We start from the raw sequence: 16,283 nt of genomic DNA on the forward strand, positions 1-16,283 counted from the left end.
GTGGCCGAGCCGCTGCTGCGCCCCTCGCTTGACGCGACAGCGGCCGCTGTTCTCCCTGAGCCGCGCGTCGAGATGCGGCCGGCGGCGCCGGTGGCTGCCGCCCGGCCCGCGCCCGCCCCCGTTGCCGCCCCTGCTCCGGCCCCGGTTCAGGAGGTCGCGCGCCGCCAGCCCGCACCGGATCTCCAGCCGGTCGCGAAGACCGGCTGGCTCTCGGACCTGCTCAACCGCGCCTCGCGCGAGGAAAAGGCGCCCGAAGCTCCTCGGCCGACGGCGCATTCGATCGAGCGGCTCGATTCGCTCTCGGTCGATATCGCCCGGATGATCGACCATGACGCCGCGGTCGAGCTGTGGGACCGCTACAAGCGCGGCGAGCGCAACGTCTTCACGCGCCGCCTCTATACGCTGCAGGGCCAGCAGACCTTCGACGAGATCCGCCGCAAATACCGCCGCGACGTCGAGTTTAAGGAGACGGTCGATCGCTATATCGACGAATTCGAGCGCCTGCTGGCCGAAGCCGCCAAGGACGACAGGGATTCGATGGTCGCCAAGACCTACCTGACGTCCGAGACCGGCAAGGTCTACACGATGCTCGCCCATGCGAGCGGGCGCTTCGAATAGCGCCTGCCGGCTCAAGGGCCAGACATAAAGAAGACCGCCCTTCGGGGCGGTCTTCTTGTTTCAAAGATCGCTTGGGAACTGGCCTGACTCGGCGGGCGAGCTCGTCCTTACCGCTGTGTTGGAGCCGCCACCTCAGCGCGCCCAGCGCACGATGTCGACCAGCACCTGCGACAGCGCCCGGTCGAGGGCCTGGGCGGCGCCCGCGCCATCCACGGCGCCAGCCGGGACGCGGGCCGAGAACAGCCGCGCGCGGCGGATGTCGCCGGTGCGGTCCCCGACGAGCTTGGCCGTGATCTCCACCACAGCCGCGCCGCTGGCGGCATCAATGTTGAAGCTGCGGATATCGGTGAGCAGCTGAACCTCAGGCGTGATGCGGTCGCCGGGACGAGCGACCGAGCCGAGCCGGCTGCCATTCTCGAAGGTCTGGATCAGGCGCACCTGGACGAGCTTGGGCACGCGGTCGGCCCATTGCGCGCCACCCAGGAAGGAGAGCGCGCCGCTGGAGTCGCGGATGATGACGCGGTCGGAATCGAGCGCCTGTACCGTCGTCGGCTCCTGCACCATCAAGGTCGCGCGCGAGCCGCCGAGACGGCCGAAATCGCGCGGCGCCGACAGGTCGAAGGTGGTCGGTGCGCTGCTTCCGCTGCATCCGGCCAGAAAAACGCCTGCCGCCAGCAGCAGCACAGGAACGGTCGGTTTGCGGAATCGGGAGCGCGGCGAGGGCTGGGCCTGGGTCGTCATGACTTAGCGGGATCCACCATATTGAGGGAGCGGGGGCTTGCCGCCGAAGATGAACTGCTGCGGGTTACGTTCCAAACTCCGCAAGGTGCGGTTTAGGTCCGTCAGCGTGCGGCGTCCGTCGCTTGCCAGCGCCTCGATGTCGCGCAGGCCCGGCCCTGTGAAGCGGCTGATGCCGGAGGTGATCTCTGCGGTGCGCCTGTCGAGATTGTCGGCGAGAACACGGATCGACTTGGCGGCGTCGCTGACCTCGGTGAAGGCGCTGCGGCCGTCCTTGCCGGCGGCCGTGTTCAGGAAGGCCTGCGCGCTCTTCATCACACCCTCGACCTGGTCGGCTGCCGTGTTGAGCTTGCCGGTGATCGCGGCCACGTCCTTGACCGCCTTGCCGACATCGTCGCTCGAACCGCCAAGTGCAGCGGTGAAGCGATCGACATTGCCGATGATCTCGGTGACCTTCTTCTGATCGACCGAGCGGACGATCTGCGTCAGCTCCTCGCTCAGGACACCGAGCTTCTGCGAGAGCGGCGCAATGGTGTCGGCGATCGTGCCGAAGCTCTGCATCAGCTTGTCGATGCCCTCTGAATTGTTGCCGAGCGCCGCCGAGAACCGCTCGACGTTCTTGACGGTGTTGCTGATCGAGCCGGCATTGTCCTTGACCAGTCCCTCGACGCTGCCGAGCACCTCGTCGGCCCGCCTGGCGATGGTGCGGACGGTTTCGAGGATGTCCTGGAATTCCGAGCGCTCCGCGACGATCGTCGGCATCGACTGGCCGGCATCGGCGACGAGGATGGCCGCATCGGGATCGCCACCGAGCAGCTGCACGGCGACCACGCCAGCAAGGCCCTGGGATTCGATGCGGGCCCGGGTATCGACCCGCAGAGGAGTCGTGGCGTCGATCTGGATAACTGCGTAGATGCGGCGGGGATCGTCGGGCTGCAGCTCGATTTGCGTCACCTCGCCGACGCGCAGGCCGTTGAAGAGCACGCTGGAGCCGCGGCCGAGACCCGTCACCGTTCCACTGAAGATGACCCGCACCTGTGTCTGCTTGCCGGCGCCGCCACTGTTGAACCAGAAGACGAAACCGAACAGCGCCGCCAGGATCGCCAGGGTGAACAGTCCGACCAGCGCATAATTTGCCCGCGATTCCATGGTCTAGACTGCTTCTTTTCTGTGATCGGCAGGCATGCGGGCCATTGCCCGCTCGCCGCCGAAATAGGCCTTGAGCCATGGATGATCGGATGCCAGCATCGTCGCCAGCGGGCCGACGGCGATGACACGCTTATCGGCCAGCGCGCCGATGCGATCGCAGGCGGAATAAAGGCTGTCGAGATCGTGGGTTACCATGAACACGGTGAGGCCCAAAGTCTCCTTCAGGGTCACGATGAGCTGATCGAACTCGGCGGCGCCGATGGGGTCCAGCCCCGATGTCGGCTCGTCGAGGAAGACGATATCGGGGTCGAGCGCCAGGGCGCGCGCGAGAGCGGCGCGCTTGATCATGCCGCCCGAGAGTTCCGACGGGGATTTCTCGGCGGCGTCGGCTGGCAGGCCGACAAGATCGAGCTTCACCATCGCCATCTCGTCGAGAAGGCCCGGCGACATGTCGAGATATTCCCGCATCGGCAGCTGGATGTTCTGCTTGACGGTCAGTGCCGAGAACAGGGCGCCCTGCTGGAACATCACGCCGAAGCGGCGCTCCAGGGCGCGGCGCTGCACCAGATTCAGTGTATCGACATCCTCGCCAAGGACCTCGATCGTGCCATGGGCCTTCTGCACCAGCCCGAGGATCGTGCGGGTCAGCACCGATTTGCCCTGCCCCGAACCGCCGACGAAGCCCAGGATCTCGCCGCGCATCACATCGAGATCCAGGCCATCCATGATGACCTTCTCGCCGAACGCCACTTTCAGGTCGCGCACGCGGATGACGACCTCGCGCTCGGCTTCGCGCGGCACTTCATCCTGCTGGGTGGCCGGATCGGCTTCCTGAATCCCCTGTTCGCTCATGTGCGGGGCATGGTCCTCAAAACGCGATCGACGAAAAGAACATGGCAAAAAGCGCGTCGACGACGATGACCATGAAGATCGCCTTCACCACGGAGGCCGTGACCTGGCGGCCGAGCGACTCCGACGAGCCCTTCACGGCCAGACCTTCCAGCGAGGCGATCAGCCCGATCACGAAGGCCATGAATGGCGCTTTTATGAGGCCGACGGCGAAATGCTTCCAGGTGATGACCGATTGCAGCCGCGCCAGGAAGGTGTCCATGCCGATCCCACCATAGAGCCAGGAGACCAGTGCCGCCCCCGTCAGGCCCGACATCGACGAGATGAAGGTCAGGATCGGCAGCGAGATCACCAGCGCCAGAATGCGCGGGACGATCAAAACCTCGATCGGGTCCAGACCCATCACGCGCAGGGCGTCGATCTCCTCGCGCATCTTCATCGAGCCGATTTCGGCGGTGATGGCAGAGCCCGAGCGTCCGGCGATCATGATCGAGGTCAAAAGCACCGCGAGTTCGCGCAGGATCAGGATGCCGGTCAGGTTCACCACGAAGACGGTCGCGCCGAACTGCTGCAGCTGGAAGATGCCCTGCTGGGCGACGATGCAGCCGACCAGGAACGAGATCAGCATGATGATCGGCGCGCCGTTGAAGGCGATGAGCTCGATCTGATTGACCAGGGATGGACCGCGAAACTTGCGCGGACCGACGACGACGGCGGCCGAGCCGACGACGATTTCGCCCAGGAACGTCGCGCCGCCCGCCATGTCGCGGCCGAAACGCACGATCGCGGCCCCGATCCTGACCAGCACCTCGACCAGACGGAACGGAGTCTCGGGCGCGGGCTGGTGATGGTCGTGCACCCCGACCTCGTCCATGAGGACGCGGTGCTCGGGCCGCTTGCTGGCGACCTCGATCGTGCCACCGCCGGTCTCGCGCTGGTGTCTCACGCGGTTCAAAACATAGGCGCCAAGCGTGTCGAGCCGATCTACGGCCGACAGATCGAGCCTGGCACGCGGAGCCTTGGCGAGCCGGTCGGTGATCTCCGCAGCCAGAGCCTCGATTCGCCGGGCGCGATCGGCGCTCCAGGATCCGGCGAGAACAACGGCCAGTGTGCCGGCGTCGTCTCGGAATACGGCTTGAGGTTCGGCGGTGTCAGGGGTCGCCATGGTCTGCGTGATGTCCTTCGTCCGCAACGCGACGGCCTTGAATCGCTCCGCGACGCCTGTTGAGGCGCCTGCCTACCCCTTTTGCCTGTATCGCCGGGCCCATGCAGCTTGGCAAGGGTAGGTAAGCCACACTTTGCATCGCGATGCGGCCCGGTGGCCTGAGCGCAGCACAGGCTGCTTTTTCCGAAAGCGCCGCCGCCCGCCACCCCGCGCAAATACATTGTTAAGCATTATGGCAGCATGGTCCGCCATGGCGCATCGCGCCCGGTGTTTCGTGGCATCGGTCCTCGAAGAACAGGTCAGTCATGAGCGAAGCGCGTTCAGTGACCCCGCTGAGCGAAACCGACTATGAGGCGATCGAGTCCGCCGTCATGGAGACGGCGCGCGGGCGCTGGTTCATGGCCGAGTTCGCCAAGCGCAACCGCCAGGCCGACACGCTGCAGCTTCTGGGCGCCATCGGGCGGATCGAGCGCGTGGTCGGTCAGGGCCTGTTGCCCCCTGTGGCAGAGCCGGATTTCGGCGAAGCGGCGGCTTTGATCGCGGATTTGCGGATCGATCTCGAGCGGATCAGCGGCAAGGGCGAAGAGCGCGCATCCGGGCTGGCCGCACGCATCGAGCGTGCCGCCGGGACCATCGTTCAGGCAACGGAGTCTGTGCAGGAAGCCGCGTGGGGTCTGCGGGAAGCCGGGGCCAACGAAGGATTGTGCGATCTGCTGGACCAGCGCGCGGCCGAAATCTCGACTGCCGCGGCGCTGATCGACGGCACGGTGCAGCAGATCGACAAGATCGCCGACACGATCGCCATGCTGGACAGCAGTCTGCGCGCCGTCATTGGCCTGAAGCCGGTTGCGCCGGAGATCGATCCCTTCAGCGCGCCGACGCAGCCGGGCCACGGAGCAGGCCTGCGCGACCTCGCTGCCGCCGCCGGCTTCGACGATCTCGAGATGGTGGACGTTGAAGACGGCGCTCTGACTCGTCCCGCCGCCAGCTTCGCGGCAGCGGGGCTGCTCGGGGGCGAGCCACAGATCGGCTCGATGCTGCAACGCGACACCGATATCGTTTTCAGCGAACCGATCGATGGCATGATGACGGGCCCGGTCGACACGCCCTTGCCGCTGGCGGCGGCCGAGACGCGTCCTGTCGGGCCGCCCAGCTCGGCAACGCGTGCAGTCGGTGGCTTTTCCGAGGCAGGCCTTCGCGACATCGATGCGCTGCCGGTTGACCGCAAGCTTGCCTATTTCGCCTGATCGCCGGGCACGAAGCTTGCCATCTTGCCCGGATTGAGCAGCCCGCGCGGATCGACCTCGCGCTTGAAGCCGAGTTGGTCGGCATCCGCGCGCTTGTGACGGCTGCCCTCCTCCAGCGAGACGACATGGGGATTGGCGATGAAGACGCCCGCCGCCTCGTGCTGAGCGATCACCGCGTTGAGGCGCTCCGGCGTCGAATAGCGCAGGATCGGCAGGGCGCTCGCCGTCACCTTCCCGCCGAAGCGGATGAACTCGTGATGCGGCAACAATTCGTCGCCGAAGGCTTCGATCGTCTCGCGGGCGCTTTCGACCAGTCGGTCATGCGGGAACAGGCATTGCAGATAGGTGATCGACCGGTCGCTCTTGAGCCATTGCAGCGTGGTGTGGTTCCAGGTGTACTCGTAAAGCGGCACCGTGCCCGGCCCCTCCTCCGAAGGCGCCTCGTAGGTCACCGCGCCGCGCTTGCCGACGATCGCCTTGAACGGGCCGAGCGAGCCCTCCGCGATCATGCAGATCAGGATGCTCTTGCCCTCCGGGCAATGAGATTTGAGCGCGCCGAAATAGGGCGTGATCTGCGATGAGATCGGCGTGACGAGCTTCTTGACGATGCCGTCTGCAAGCGCGACCTCATAGCCCGTCTCGAAGGCGTCCATGTAGCTGTCGAAGGCGACGATGACGTCGATCCATGGCCAGGCCGGCGCCAGCGGCATTTCGAGCGCCGTGATGATGCCGGTCGTGCCATAGGCGCGGTTGACCTTCTGGGCGGCGTCGTCGCGCAACTCGATGATGCGCGGTTCCTCCTCCACCGTGACGATGCGTGCGGCCAGGATGTTGCCGGGCTCGCGCAGCCCACCATAGGTGACCGAGCCGACACCGCCCGACCCGCCTGCGACGAAGCCGCCAACGGTGGCGCTGCGCTTGGTCGAGGGATGCATGCGCTGCTCATGGCCGGTCACACGCAAGGCGAGATCGACATCGAGCATCCGCGAGCCGGCGGCGGTGCGCACGATACCGGGCTTTTGCCATTCGATGCCGGTCAAGCCGGTGATGTCGAGCAGCACGCCGCCCTCGAGCGGGACGGCTTGGCCGTAGTTGCCGGTTCCCGCCGCCCGCACCGTCAGCGGGATGCGGCGCTTCGCGCAGGCGGCCGCGATGCGGACCACCTCCGCCTCGTCGCGAGGCATGGCGATGATGTCGGCGGATTTGTCGGCCAGTTGCTGATTCAGGATCGGGGAGTACCAGAAGAAATCTCGCGACCGCTTGCGGACGACCTGCGTCTCGTCGATCAGCGGGATGCCATCGAGATCGCCCTTCAGCGCGGCGATATCGTAGCGCGAGTTCCGCTCTGGCTTCTGCTGGCGTTCGGGCAAGGCGCTCATCTCAGTTCTCCCGCTTCAGGGCGCTCTCGTGCCAGCGTCTCAGCAGCATATGCGAGATCCAGCTCGTCGCGAGGAAGATCGCGATGCCCGATAGCGAGATCATCAGCAAGGCGGCAAAGACGCGCGGGATCTTGAGCTGATAGCCGGCCTCGAGGATGCGGTAGGCGAGGCCAGAGGCGCTGCCGCCGGTGCCGGCGACGAATTCCGCGACGACCGCGCCGATCAGCGCCAGCCCGCCCGAGATCTTCAGCCCGGCCAGGAAGTAAGGCAGCGCCGCCGGCAGCTTGAGATGGCGCATCGTCTGCCAGCGCGTCGCGCCATAAAGCTGGAACAGGTTGACGAGGTTATGGTCGGCGGAGTTCAGTCCGAGGATGGTGTTCGACAGGATTGGAAAAAAGGCGACGATCCAGGCGCAGATCAGCAAAGCGAGATTGACGTCGCCGGCCCAGATGATGATCAGCGGCGCGATCGCCACGATCGGCGTCACCTGCAGGATCACGGCATAGGGCAGGAGCGACATCTCCAGCCATTTCGACTGGGTGAAGAGCACAGCAAGCGTGACGCCGACGATGACCGCCGCAGCCAGCGCCATGAAGGTGATGCGCAGCGTGATCCAGAGCGAACCTGACAGCGTGCCCCAGTCGGACACCAGGGTCTGGCCGATCAGCAGGGGCCCGGGCAGGATGTAGGCCGGGATGGCGTTCCAGCGGACGGCGAACTCCCAAGCCGCGAGCGTGACAACGCCGATCACGATCGGCGCGAGGATGCGCGGCCAGGCGCTGGCTGGCAGGCCAAGCAGGCGCGGCTCCGTGACGAAGACCGGGCGGGCCTCGGCGTCTGTGCCGTCATGGGCGGCGACAGAGGCCTCGATCGATGGCATGCTCATGAGCCGATCGCCTCCTTGAGCTTGCCCGAGACCACCCGGCAGAGATGGGCGTATTCCGGCGAGGTGCGGAAGAGGTCGTCGCGCGGATAGGGCGCGTCCACGTCGAGATCGGCCATGACGCGGCCGGGCCGCGCCGCCATGACCACGATCCGCTTCGAGAGATAGACGGATTCGAACACCGAATGGGTGACGAAGACCGCGGTGAACCTCTCCTTCCACCAGAGTTCCAGCAGATCGTCGTTGAGACGGTGGCGGGTGATCTCGTCGAGCGCGGCGAAGGGTTCGTCCATCAGCAGGATCTTGGGCCGCAGCACCAGCCCGCGCGCGATCGAGACGCGCATCTTCATGCCGCCGGACAACTCGCGCGGGTAGGATCTTTCGAAACCGGCCAGCCCGACTAGGGCCAGCATCGCGGCGGCCCGTTCGCGGGCCTCGGCCTTGCGCACCCCCTTCAGGGTCAATGGCAGCATGACGTTGTCCAGCGCGCTGGCCCAGGGCATCAGCGTCGGGTCCTGAAAGACGAAGCCGAGATCTCGCTGCGGCTCGCCCGACGCGTCATGGCTCGTGGTCGGCCACTCGATCGTCCCGCTGGAGGGCGCGCCGAGGCCCGCGATCATCCGTAGCAGCGTCGATTTTCCGCAGCCGGACGGCCCAAGCAGGCTGACGAACTCGCCCTCCCCCAGGTTCAGATCGACATCGCGAACGGCCAGCGTGCCGTTGGCGAACTGCTTGGAGACATGCCGCACGCTGACCAAGGGCTTGCGACCCTCGGGGCGGGAGGCGGCAGGGCTGCTCAGAAAGGCTGTGTCCAATGCCTGATGATCCGTTGTCTGTGACAGCCAAAAACACCTGTGCCGTCATCCCGGGCTTGCCCCGGGATCCATCATAGGGCGCCGACTGCACGCTATGATGGATCCCGGATCTGCGCCGCTTCGCGGCTTGTCCGGGATGACGGTGTGGTTCCTTGCGGACCTGAAAGGCTGTTTTATGCCTTGCCGACACCCTTGTTGATGAACTCCAGGCTATAGGCCTTCTTCAAATCGATGCCGGCGGGGAAGACGCCGGCTTCCGTCATCGTCTTGTAGAACGACCCCCAGCGCGCGTCCGTCATGGCGCCGATGCCGAGCGTCAGCGCGTCGCCCGAGAGCACGATGCCCTTCTCGTTCATCACCTTGACCGCGTAGTCGATCTTCTCCTGATCCATGTCGGGGTTGTCCTTCAGGATCTGGGCATTGGCGGCGGCCACAGCCGGGCCGCCCTTCATGTATTCGGCCCAGCCTTCCAGCGAGGCGGTGACGAAGCGCTGCACGAGGTCCTTCTTCTCGGCGACCATCTTCTGCGAGATGTTGATCGTGGTGTTATAGTTCTCGAAGCCGGCATCGGCGATCAGGTGAACCACCGGAGTCACGCCTCCCTGCTTCTGGATGGCGAAGGGCTCCGACGACAGGAAGCCCTGCTGCGAGATCGTCTTGTCGGCCAGGAACGGCGCCATGTTGAAGGTATAGGGCCGGATCTGCTCGTCGGTGTAGCCGAACTTCGCCTTCAGGAAGGGCCAGTAGCTGTTGCGCCCGGCAGCGCCGACCAGGATCGGCTTGCCCTTCAGCGCGGCCAGCGAATCATGCCCGACGCCCGGATGCGAGATGATGACCTGCGGGTCCTTCTGGAAGATCGAGCCGATGCAGAGGAAGGGGATGTTCTCCTGCGCATAGCGGATCGCCTCGAAGGAGTTCGACATGATCATGTCGACGCGGCCGCCGAGCAGAAGCTGCGAAGGGTTCTGCTGCGGGCCGCCGGGTCGGATTTCGGCGTCGATGCCGTATTTCTTGTAGATGCCGTTGGCGGCGGCAAGATAGAAGCCGCCATGCTCGGCCTGGGCGCGCCAATTCGTCTGGTAGGACACCTTGTCGAGCGTCTGGGCGCTGACTCGGGCGCCGGGCACCGCCACCAGCGCCGAGCCGCCGAGCAGGCCAAGCGCACCACGGCGCGTCAGGCGATATTTCGTCATCGTCATGGTTTCGACCTCCCCTGATAACCCTCGGCAAATGCCTTTGCTGCGCGCGAGCAACTTATATGCCATGGGCGGTGGTAACGCGGAACCGCCTCCGCTTGCCATCGCGCGGCGGAACGGTCTTGCCCACCGGTGGGGCCATCATCCACTTTACCAGCCGATGATCCAGGCTGGCGATTTTCACGATCCGGGGACCAATTGACGATGAGCGCGCGCTTCTGGGGCGATCTGAAGACCACCGATTTTGTCGGCCTGTCTGCGGAGCACACGGTGGCCGTGCTGCCGCTCGCGGCGATCGAGCAGCACGGGCCGCATCTGCCGGTCTCCGTCGATACCACCATCATGAACGCCATGCTGGCGGAGGCCATGCCGCTGGTGCCGGAAGATCTCGACGTGCTGGTTCTGCCGACACAGGCGGTTTGCAAATCGAACGAGCACCTCCATTCACCCGGAACCCTGACGCTCTCCTGGAAAAGCGCGACACAGAGCTGGATCGAGATCGGCGAGAGCGTCCGGCGCGCGGGCATTCAAAAGCTGGTGATCCTGACCTCGCATGGCGGCAATATCGACCCGATGAAGGTCGTGGCGCGGGAGCTGCGCGTGCGCCACGGCATGCTGGCGGTGACGACGGCCTGGCGCGCCTTCGGCCTGCCGCCCGGTCTCTTCGCCGATCTTGACGCCAACCACGGCATCCATGCCGGCGACATCGAAACCTCGTTGATGCTGCATTTCCGGCCCGACCTCGTCGATATGAGACAGGCTGCAGCGTTTAACCCGCTGACGGTCGAGATGGCGGCGGAGGACTACACCTGGCTGCGGCCTACGGGGCTGCATGCGATGGCCTGGATGGCGCAGGACGTGCACCCCTCGGGCGCGGCGGGCGATGCTTCGCTTGCCAGCGCCGAGAAGGGCAAGGCGACCGCAGCCCTGCAAGCGAAGGGGTTCGTCGAGTTGCTGGCCGACGTGGCGCGGTTCCCCCTGGAACGGCTGCGCGGGGCGGCCGACTGAAATCGACCTGATTTCGTCTGAGGCTCGCAAGCGGCGACGGGCTTAAGCCAGCTTCAATGCCCTTTCGACGGCATCAGGGGCGTGATCGATGACCTTGAGCAAAGCCTGCGCAGTGCGATCCATGCTGCGGCGGCCCTGCTCCCAATCACGCAAGGTCGCTGTGCTCAATCCGAATTTGCGCGCAAATGCCTGCTGCGACAGCCCCAGCCTTTTGCGAATGGCCACGACATCAACAGCCTCAACCGCGATGGACTTGGCGGGCACCTTCTCGCCACGAGCAATCGCCAGCGCTTCATTGGCGCTTTCGATCAGGTCCTGTCCGAGCGTCGCCATCTCATCGCTCTCCTGTCTTCGTCGTCCGTCTGTAGGCTTCGGCAATCTTCGGAAGGATCCTGGCCAGGTCGTTGCGCTCGGCCTTGGTCAGATTGGCTCTCTTGTCCTTGTCGATCAGAGCGAGGAGAAACACGGGAACGTCGTTCCCGCCGAAGTAGTGGATCGTGCGATAGCCGCCGCTCTTGCCTTCGCCGCGGCCGGCATGTCGCATCTTGCGCGCGCCGCCGGTCCCGACCATTACGGCGCCGCCGAGCGGGTCGCTCTCGATCGCCACTGCGATGTCTTGAATCTCTTCGTCACCAAGCCCCGCCGCTTTCGCCTGCCGTTCGAAAACCGAGGTCAACAGAACGGTCTGCATGAGAAGAATCATACGGCATTGCCGTATGTCTTCAAGCGAAAATGATACGACGAGGGCACTCTCTGGAGCCCTTACTCCCCCGCCTTCATCTGCCGCGCATAGATGTCCTTGTACTGATCGCGCAGCAGGTTCTTCTGGACCTTGCCCATCGTGTTGCGCGGCAGGTCATCGACAATGAAGACCTGCTTGGGAAGCTTGAACTTGGCGAGGCGCTGCTCCAGTGTCGCCGCGATCGAAGCCGCTGTGATCGTCGCGCCGGGCTTGACCACCACGACCGCCGTGACCCCTTCGCCGAAATCCGGATGCGGGCAGCCGATCACGGCGCTCTCGATCACGCCTTGCATCTCGTCGATCTCAGTCTCGACCTCCTTGGGATAGACGTTGTAGCCGCCCGTGATGATCAGGTCCTTGCCGCGTCCGACGATGTGGACATAACCGGCGGCGTCGATCTTGCCGAGATCGCCGGTGATGAAGAAGCCGTCCGGCTTGAACTCGGCGGCGGTCTTCTCGGGGTTGCGCCAATAGCCCTTGAAGACGTTGGGTCCCTTCACCTCGATCATGCCGATCTCGTCGGGGCTGAGCAGCTTTCCCGTTTCCGGATCGGCCACGCGCGCCTCGACACCCGGCAGCGGGAAGCCGACCGTGCCGGCCACGCGCTCGCCCTCATAGGGGTTGGAGGTGTTCATGTTGGTCTCGGTCATGCCGTAGCGCTCGAGGATGGCGTGGCCTGTCCGCTGCCGCCATTCGCGATGCGTCTCGGCCAGCAGCGGCGCAGATCCGGAGACGAAGAGGCGCATGTGCTTCGTCGCGTCCTTCGTCAGGCGGGTATCCTGCAGCAGCCGGACATAGAAGGTCGGCACGCCCATCATGCAGGTCGCCTGCGGTAGGTACTTGAACACCTGATCGGGATCGAATTTCGGCAGCAGGATCATCGAGGCGCCGGAAAACAGCACGCAGTTGGTCGCGACGAAAAGGCCATGGGTGTGGAAGATCGGCAGCGCGTGGAGCAGCACGTCGTCCTTTATGAAACGCCAGTAATCGACCAGCGCCAGCGCGTTCGAGGCGAGGTTGTCGTGGGACAGCATCGCGCCCTTGGAGCGGCCCGTCGTGCCGGAGGTGTAGAGGATGGCGGCCAGGTCGTCGGGCCCGCGCGCGACGTCGGCGAAGGCGGTCTCAGCCGCGAGGGCCTTGTCGGAGAGCGTGCCGGCCGAGACGTCCGGCGAGCGCCAGACGCCCAGCGTCTCGAGCTTGGCGCCGACCTTGTCGGCATAGGGCCTCAAAGCTTCGGCCTTTGCGGGATCGCAGACGAAGACGGAGGGTTCGGCATCGCCGAGGAAATATTCGATCTCGGCGGGGGTATAGGCCGTGTTCAGCGGCAGGAAGATCGCGCCCGCGCGCACCGCTGCGAGATAGAGCATCAGCGCCTCGATCGACTTCTCGACCTGTACCGCGACGCGGTCGCCCGGCTTCACGCCGAGCGACACCAGTGCGTTGGCGAAGCGGCCGGAGACATCGACCATGTCGACATAGGCGTAGCGCCGGCCGTCATCGAGCAGCGCGAAGGGGGCGTCGGGCGCGGGAATGCGCGCACGGACGAGGTCGAAGAGGTGGTTGCCCATGATTTCGGGTCCTTCTGGGGAGGCGATTGGCAGGTGGCGAATGGCGGGTGGCGGCATGTCTGGTGAATGGGCGATGGCACATCCTGATGCCACTCGCCATTCGCCATTCGCCCTTCTCAGACGGCCGCCGGCCGCAGCAGCTTTTTGACACCCGACGAAGCGACCACCGTGTTGCGCGTGGCAAAGGCCTCGTGGTTGGTCTCGATGTCGTCGAGGTCGTAACGGTAATTGACCATCACGCCATGGGACTCGCGCAGGCCCCGCGCCGAAAGGTTGCCGCCGACATTGATGCGCTCCAGCCGCGCACCATTGCCGAGATGGAAGCGGGCCACGGGGTCGATGACGCGGCCGGAGTTGGTGCGGGCGCGCAGCAGATACTGCGCCGCCATCTGGCCGAGCAGCTTGTCGCGACGCGCTCTGGCCGCCTCGTCGAGCGAGATCGCCTCGACCGCCGGGCGGGCGATTTCAGACCGCTCCTCATTCGTCAGCGCAAACTCGCCGGGGTCGGAGACGATGCCATCGAGCCATCGCGCAAAGCCCGGCACCGGCGAGAGCGTGACGAAAGTGTCGAGCCCCGGCAGTTCGCGCTTCAGGTCCTCGGCGACCTGCTTGATCAGGAAGTTGCCGAAGGAGATACCGCGCAGGCCCTCCTGGCAGTTCGAGATCGAATAGAACACCGCCGTCGTCGCGGACTGGGCCGGGAGCACCTGCCGCTCGCCGCTGAGAACCTCGCCGATGCTGCGGGGAATCGCACCGGTCAGCGCGACCTCGACGAAGATCAGCGGCTCGTCGATGAGTTGCGGGTGGAAGAAGGCGAAGCAGCGCCTGTCGGCCGGTTCCAGCCGCCGACGCAGATCGTCCCAGCCCTGGATTTCGTGAACCGCCTCGTAGCGGATGATCTTTTCCAGCACATTGGCCGGACTGCGCCAGTCGATGCGGCGCAGCACGAGGAAGCCGCGGTTGAACCAGGAGCCGAAGAGGTGACGGAAATCGGAATCGACCGCGACCAGGTCGCGATCGCTCTCCATCGCCTCGAACAGCGCCTCGCGCATCCGAACCAGCACATGCGTCCCTCCGGGTGCGAGATTGAGGCGGCGCAGCAACTCCTGCCGGCGCGGCTCGGAGGCAAGATGCAGGGCTGCGATGGCAGCGGCGCTCGGCTCCTCGCGATAGGCGTCGATCGCCTTGGCGAGCCGATCGTGATCGGGCCCGAAACGCTCCTGGAGCATTGTGAAGAAGGCCTGGCGGCCGGGCCGGTCAAGCCGTTCCCACGCATCGAGAACACCCTGCGCCAGAGCCATGCCCGACGCCTCGCCCCGCCCCGTGAGCAGGTCTTCGCAGAGGCGGTCGATCGGTCGGTTACGCTGACCGGCGAAGCGCTCGAACCCGATCAGGGCCCGGCCCCGACCGGCCACGTTGGTCAACAGATCGCCGAGAAACGCCATATCCATCCGGCCCTCCTGAAATCGCATCATGCCCTGCGCGTCGTCCTGCGCAAGCCCGGCCTTGGTTGCAATTGGCCTCAGCGCAACAGGCTCCAGGCCTTCAGGAAGAAATCGGGCGCGCCGAAATTGCCCGATTTGAGCGCGATGACCATGTCTTGGCCGTCCGCCGCCCGTGTCCAGGGCACGCCCGGGTCAATCTCCGGCCCAATCTCCAGCATGCCGATGCCGAGCCCCTGAACCACCGCGCCCGAGGTCTCGCCGCCCGCGACAAGCATCCGCGAGACGCCGCCTTTCGCCAGCAAAGCCGCCGTCTGCGCGAAGGCATGTTCTACCGTCTCGCCCGCGTTCTCGCGGCCAAGCTTGTCCTGAATGGCGGCGACCTCCCTGGGATCGTCGCTGGAATAGAGCAGGAAGGGCTTGTCAGGCGATTGCGCCAGCGCCCAGTCGGCGAGCTTTTGGGCATCCTGCTGGCCTGAGACCAGTTCCATCGGATCGACCTTGAGCGCGGGATAGCCCGCCTCGATCGCGGCCTCGATCTGGCCGCGCGTCGCCGTCGAACAACTGCCGGAGATGATGCCGGCGCGGCCTTCAGGCGCACTGAGGCTGGCAGCAATTTCGCGCTGCGGCAGGAGCCCCGCCTTGCGGAAATTCTGGGCCAGGCCCATCGCGATGCCCGAGCCGCCCGTCAAAAGCACATGGCCGGAGACCGCCTCGCCCAGCACCATCAGATCGGCATTGGTCAGTGCGTCGGTGACGACGTAGCGAACGCCCTCCCCGGTCAGGCTGGCGAAGCGGGCCTTGACCGCCTCGGTGCCGGCCAGGACCGTCTGGTAATCGACAAGCCCAACGGGCGCCTTCGTCTGCGCGCCCATCAGCCGCATCAGATTGGAATCCAGCATCGGGGTGAGCGGGTGGTCCTTCATCGAGCTTTCATGCAGCGGCACCGCGCCGACGAAGAGATAGCCCTGATAGATCGAGCGGCCATTGGCCGGAAAGGCCGGGCAGACGATGGCGATCTCCGCGCCCAGCCGCCGTGCCAGAGCATCCGCGACCGGGCCGATATTGCCCTCGGCCGTCGAATCGAAGGTCGAGCAGTATTTGAACAGGATCTGCCTTGCACCAGCCGCCAGCAGCGCCGCGCAGGCGGAGAGCGAATCGGCCACCGCTTCGGCAACCGGATTGGTGCGCGATTTCAGCGCGACCACGATGGCGTCGGCTTCCGGCAGCATCTGGCCCGGGCGTGGCGCGCCAATCACCTGCACCGTGCGCATCCCGCTGCGGTTCAGCATCAGGGCGACATCGGTCGCGCCCGTCATGTCGTCGGCGATCACACCCAGCAGCATCTGCGCTCTCCCATCCTGCGCCTCATGCGGGCGCTTGGCAGCGTCGTCTCGTAGAGAACCGGTGTCGTCAAGGCGAGCGGGGCCGGCGCATCTGCATACGCCTCGTGTGCCGGTGCGGCTGGCCGTCAACTTGCATGC

General features: G+C 65.6%; 15 protein-coding genes and 1 pseudogene. 3 read left to right on the top strand and 13 right to left on the bottom strand.

What is annotated here, in order from left to right; genetic code table 11:
- A pseudogene (locus IP69_RS21940) lies at window positions 1-618 on the top strand (antitoxin); the annotation flags it as partial.
- 132 nt (window positions 619-750) lie between these two features.
- On the opposite strand, the gene IP69_RS16365 reads toward IP69_RS21940, so the two are convergent.
- From IP69_RS16365 to IP69_RS16380, 4 genes are read right to left on the bottom strand one after another with little or no spacing between them, the layout of a single operon-like run.
- Window positions 751-1,359 carry an ABC-type transport auxiliary lipoprotein family protein gene (locus tag IP69_RS16365; protein WP_082359396.1) on the bottom strand — a complete coding sequence of 203 codons (609 nt, stop codon included), beginning with the start codon at window positions 1,357-1,359 and terminating at the stop codon, window positions 751-753.
- Between the two features lie 3 nt (window positions 1,360-1,362).
- Window positions 1,363-2,505: an MlaD family protein gene (locus IP69_RS16370; protein WP_054143907.1), complete on the bottom strand. Its 1,143-nt coding sequence runs from the start codon at window positions 2,503-2,505 to the stop codon at window positions 1,363-1,365.
- 3 nt (window positions 2,506-2,508) lie between these two features.
- Window positions 2,509-3,357 (bottom strand): ATP-binding cassette domain-containing protein, encoded by an 849-nt coding sequence (locus IP69_RS16375; RefSeq protein ID WP_054143908.1) that lies wholly within the window; start codon window positions 3,355-3,357, stop codon window positions 2,509-2,511.
- Window positions 3,358-3,373: 16 nt separating this feature from the next.
- Window positions 3,374-4,519, bottom strand: coding sequence for an MlaE family lipid ABC transporter permease subunit (locus tag IP69_RS16380; protein WP_054144005.1), 1,146 nt, complete (start codon window positions 4,517-4,519; stop codon window positions 3,374-3,376).
- A 398-nt stretch (window positions 4,520-4,917) separates the two neighbouring features.
- On the opposite strand from IP69_RS16380, the gene IP69_RS16385 reads away from it, so the two are divergent.
- Complete coding sequence (locus IP69_RS16385) at window positions 4,918-5,766, top strand: hypothetical protein (RefSeq protein ID WP_156323502.1); 849 nt, start codon at window positions 4,918-4,920, stop codon at window positions 5,764-5,766.
- Here IP69_RS16385 and IP69_RS16390 read toward each other — a convergent pair.
- From IP69_RS16390 to IP69_RS16405, 4 genes are all read right to left on the bottom strand, one after another.
- Complete coding sequence (locus IP69_RS16390) at window positions 5,754-7,145, bottom strand: FAD-binding oxidoreductase (protein ID WP_054143910.1); 1,392 nt, start codon at window positions 7,143-7,145, stop codon at window positions 5,754-5,756. The two genes, IP69_RS16385 and IP69_RS16390, sit on opposite strands and share 13 nt — an antisense overlap.
- A 1-nt stretch (window position 7,146) precedes the next feature.
- Entirely contained in the window at window positions 7,147-8,031 is an 885-nt protein-coding gene (locus tag IP69_RS16395) for an ABC transporter permease (RefSeq protein ID WP_248306867.1), read from the bottom strand.
- On the bottom strand, window positions 8,028-8,843 hold the full coding sequence (locus tag IP69_RS16400) for an ABC transporter ATP-binding protein (protein ID WP_054143911.1): 816 nt from the start codon (window positions 8,841-8,843) through the stop codon (window positions 8,028-8,030). Before IP69_RS16400 ends, IP69_RS16395 begins: the two co-directional genes overlap by 4 nt.
- A 173-nt stretch (window positions 8,844-9,016) precedes the next feature.
- Window positions 9,017-10,042 carry an ABC transporter substrate-binding protein gene (locus IP69_RS16405; protein ID WP_082359398.1) on the bottom strand — a complete coding sequence of 342 codons (1,026 nt, stop codon included), beginning with the start codon at window positions 10,040-10,042 and terminating at the stop codon, window positions 9,017-9,019.
- 201 nt (window positions 10,043-10,243) lie between these two features.
- Here IP69_RS16405 and IP69_RS16410 point away from each other — a divergent pair, with 201 nt between their 5' ends.
- On the top strand, window positions 10,244-11,047 hold the full coding sequence (locus IP69_RS16410) for a creatininase family protein (RefSeq protein ID WP_349236302.1): 804 nt from the start codon (window positions 10,244-10,246) through the stop codon (window positions 11,045-11,047).
- Window positions 11,048-11,089: 42 nt separating this feature from the next.
- On the opposite strand, the gene IP69_RS16415 is transcribed toward IP69_RS16410, so the two are convergent.
- The 5 genes from IP69_RS16415 to otnK form a co-directional block, all read right to left on the bottom strand.
- Window positions 11,090-11,380, bottom strand: coding sequence for a helix-turn-helix domain-containing protein (locus IP69_RS16415; protein ID WP_054143913.1), 291 nt, complete (start codon window positions 11,378-11,380; stop codon window positions 11,090-11,092).
- A gap of 1 nt (window position 11,381) precedes the next feature.
- Complete coding sequence (locus IP69_RS16420) at window positions 11,382-11,738, bottom strand: type II toxin-antitoxin system RelE/ParE family toxin (RefSeq protein ID WP_054144008.1); 357 nt, start codon at window positions 11,736-11,738, stop codon at window positions 11,382-11,384.
- A gap of 71 nt (window positions 11,739-11,809) precedes the next feature.
- A complete protein-coding gene (locus IP69_RS16425) occupies window positions 11,810-13,357 on the bottom strand; it encodes a malonyl-CoA synthase (protein ID WP_082359399.1) in 1,548 nt (515 codons plus the stop codon).
- Between the two features lie 116 nt (window positions 13,358-13,473).
- Window positions 13,474-14,808, bottom strand: a complete 1,335-nt coding sequence (locus IP69_RS16430) for a malonyl-CoA decarboxylase (RefSeq protein ID WP_054143914.1) — start codon at window positions 14,806-14,808, stop codon at window positions 13,474-13,476.
- Window positions 14,809-14,879: 71 nt separating this feature from the next.
- On the bottom strand, window positions 14,880-16,145 hold the full coding sequence (otnK, locus tag IP69_RS16435; protein ID WP_054143915.1) for a 3-oxo-tetronate kinase: 1,266 nt from the start codon (window positions 16,143-16,145) through the stop codon (window positions 14,880-14,882).
- Between the last annotated feature and the right edge of the window lie 138 nt (window positions 16,146-16,283).

The sequence above is a fragment of the Allobosea sp. AAP35 genome, assembly GCF_001295925.1.
GTDB lineage: Bacteria > Pseudomonadota > Alphaproteobacteria > Rhizobiales > Beijerinckiaceae > Allobosea.

Coding starts and splice junctions, on each gene's coding strand:
- IP69_RS16365 (WP_082359396.1), bottom strand. CDS start 1,359: ATGACGACCCAGGCCCAGCCCTCGCCGCGCTCCCGATTCCGCAAACCG.
- otnK (WP_054143915.1), bottom strand. CDS start 16,145: ATGCTGCTGGGTGTGATCGCCGACGACATGACGGGCGCGACCGATGTC.
- IP69_RS16425 (WP_082359399.1), bottom strand. CDS start 13,357: ATGGGCAACCACCTCTTCGACCTCGTCCGTGCGCGCATTCCCGCGCCC.
- IP69_RS16420 (WP_054144008.1), bottom strand. CDS start 11,738: ATGCAGACCGTTCTGTTGACCTCGGTTTTCGAACGGCAGGCGAAAGCG.
- IP69_RS16380 (WP_054144005.1), bottom strand. CDS start 4,519: ATGGCGACCCCTGACACCGCCGAACCTCAAGCCGTATTCCGAGACGAC.
- IP69_RS16375 (WP_054143908.1), bottom strand. CDS start 3,357: ATGAGCGAACAGGGGATTCAGGAAGCCGATCCGGCCACCCAGCAGGAT.
- IP69_RS16405 (WP_082359398.1), bottom strand. CDS start 10,042: ATGACGATGACGAAATATCGCCTGACGCGCCGTGGTGCGCTTGGCCTG.
- IP69_RS16390 (WP_054143910.1), bottom strand. CDS start 7,145: ATGAGCGCCTTGCCCGAACGCCAGCAGAAGCCAGAGCGGAACTCGCGC.
- IP69_RS16370 (WP_054143907.1), bottom strand. CDS start 2,505: ATGGAATCGCGGGCAAATTATGCGCTGGTCGGACTGTTCACCCTGGCG.
- IP69_RS16395 (WP_248306867.1), bottom strand. CDS start 8,031: ATGAGCATGCCATCGATCGAGGCCTCTGTCGCCGCCCATGACGGCACA.
- IP69_RS16385 (WP_156323502.1), top strand. CDS start 4,918: ATGGCCGAGTTCGCCAAGCGCAACCGCCAGGCCGACACGCTGCAGCTT.
- IP69_RS16430 (WP_054143914.1), bottom strand. CDS start 14,808: ATGGATATGGCGTTTCTCGGCGATCTGTTGACCAACGTGGCCGGTCGG.
- IP69_RS16415 (WP_054143913.1), bottom strand. CDS start 11,380: ATGGCGACGCTCGGACAGGACCTGATCGAAAGCGCCAATGAAGCGCTG.
- IP69_RS16410 (WP_349236302.1), top strand. CDS start 10,244: ATGAGCGCGCGCTTCTGGGGCGATCTGAAGACCACCGATTTTGTCGGC.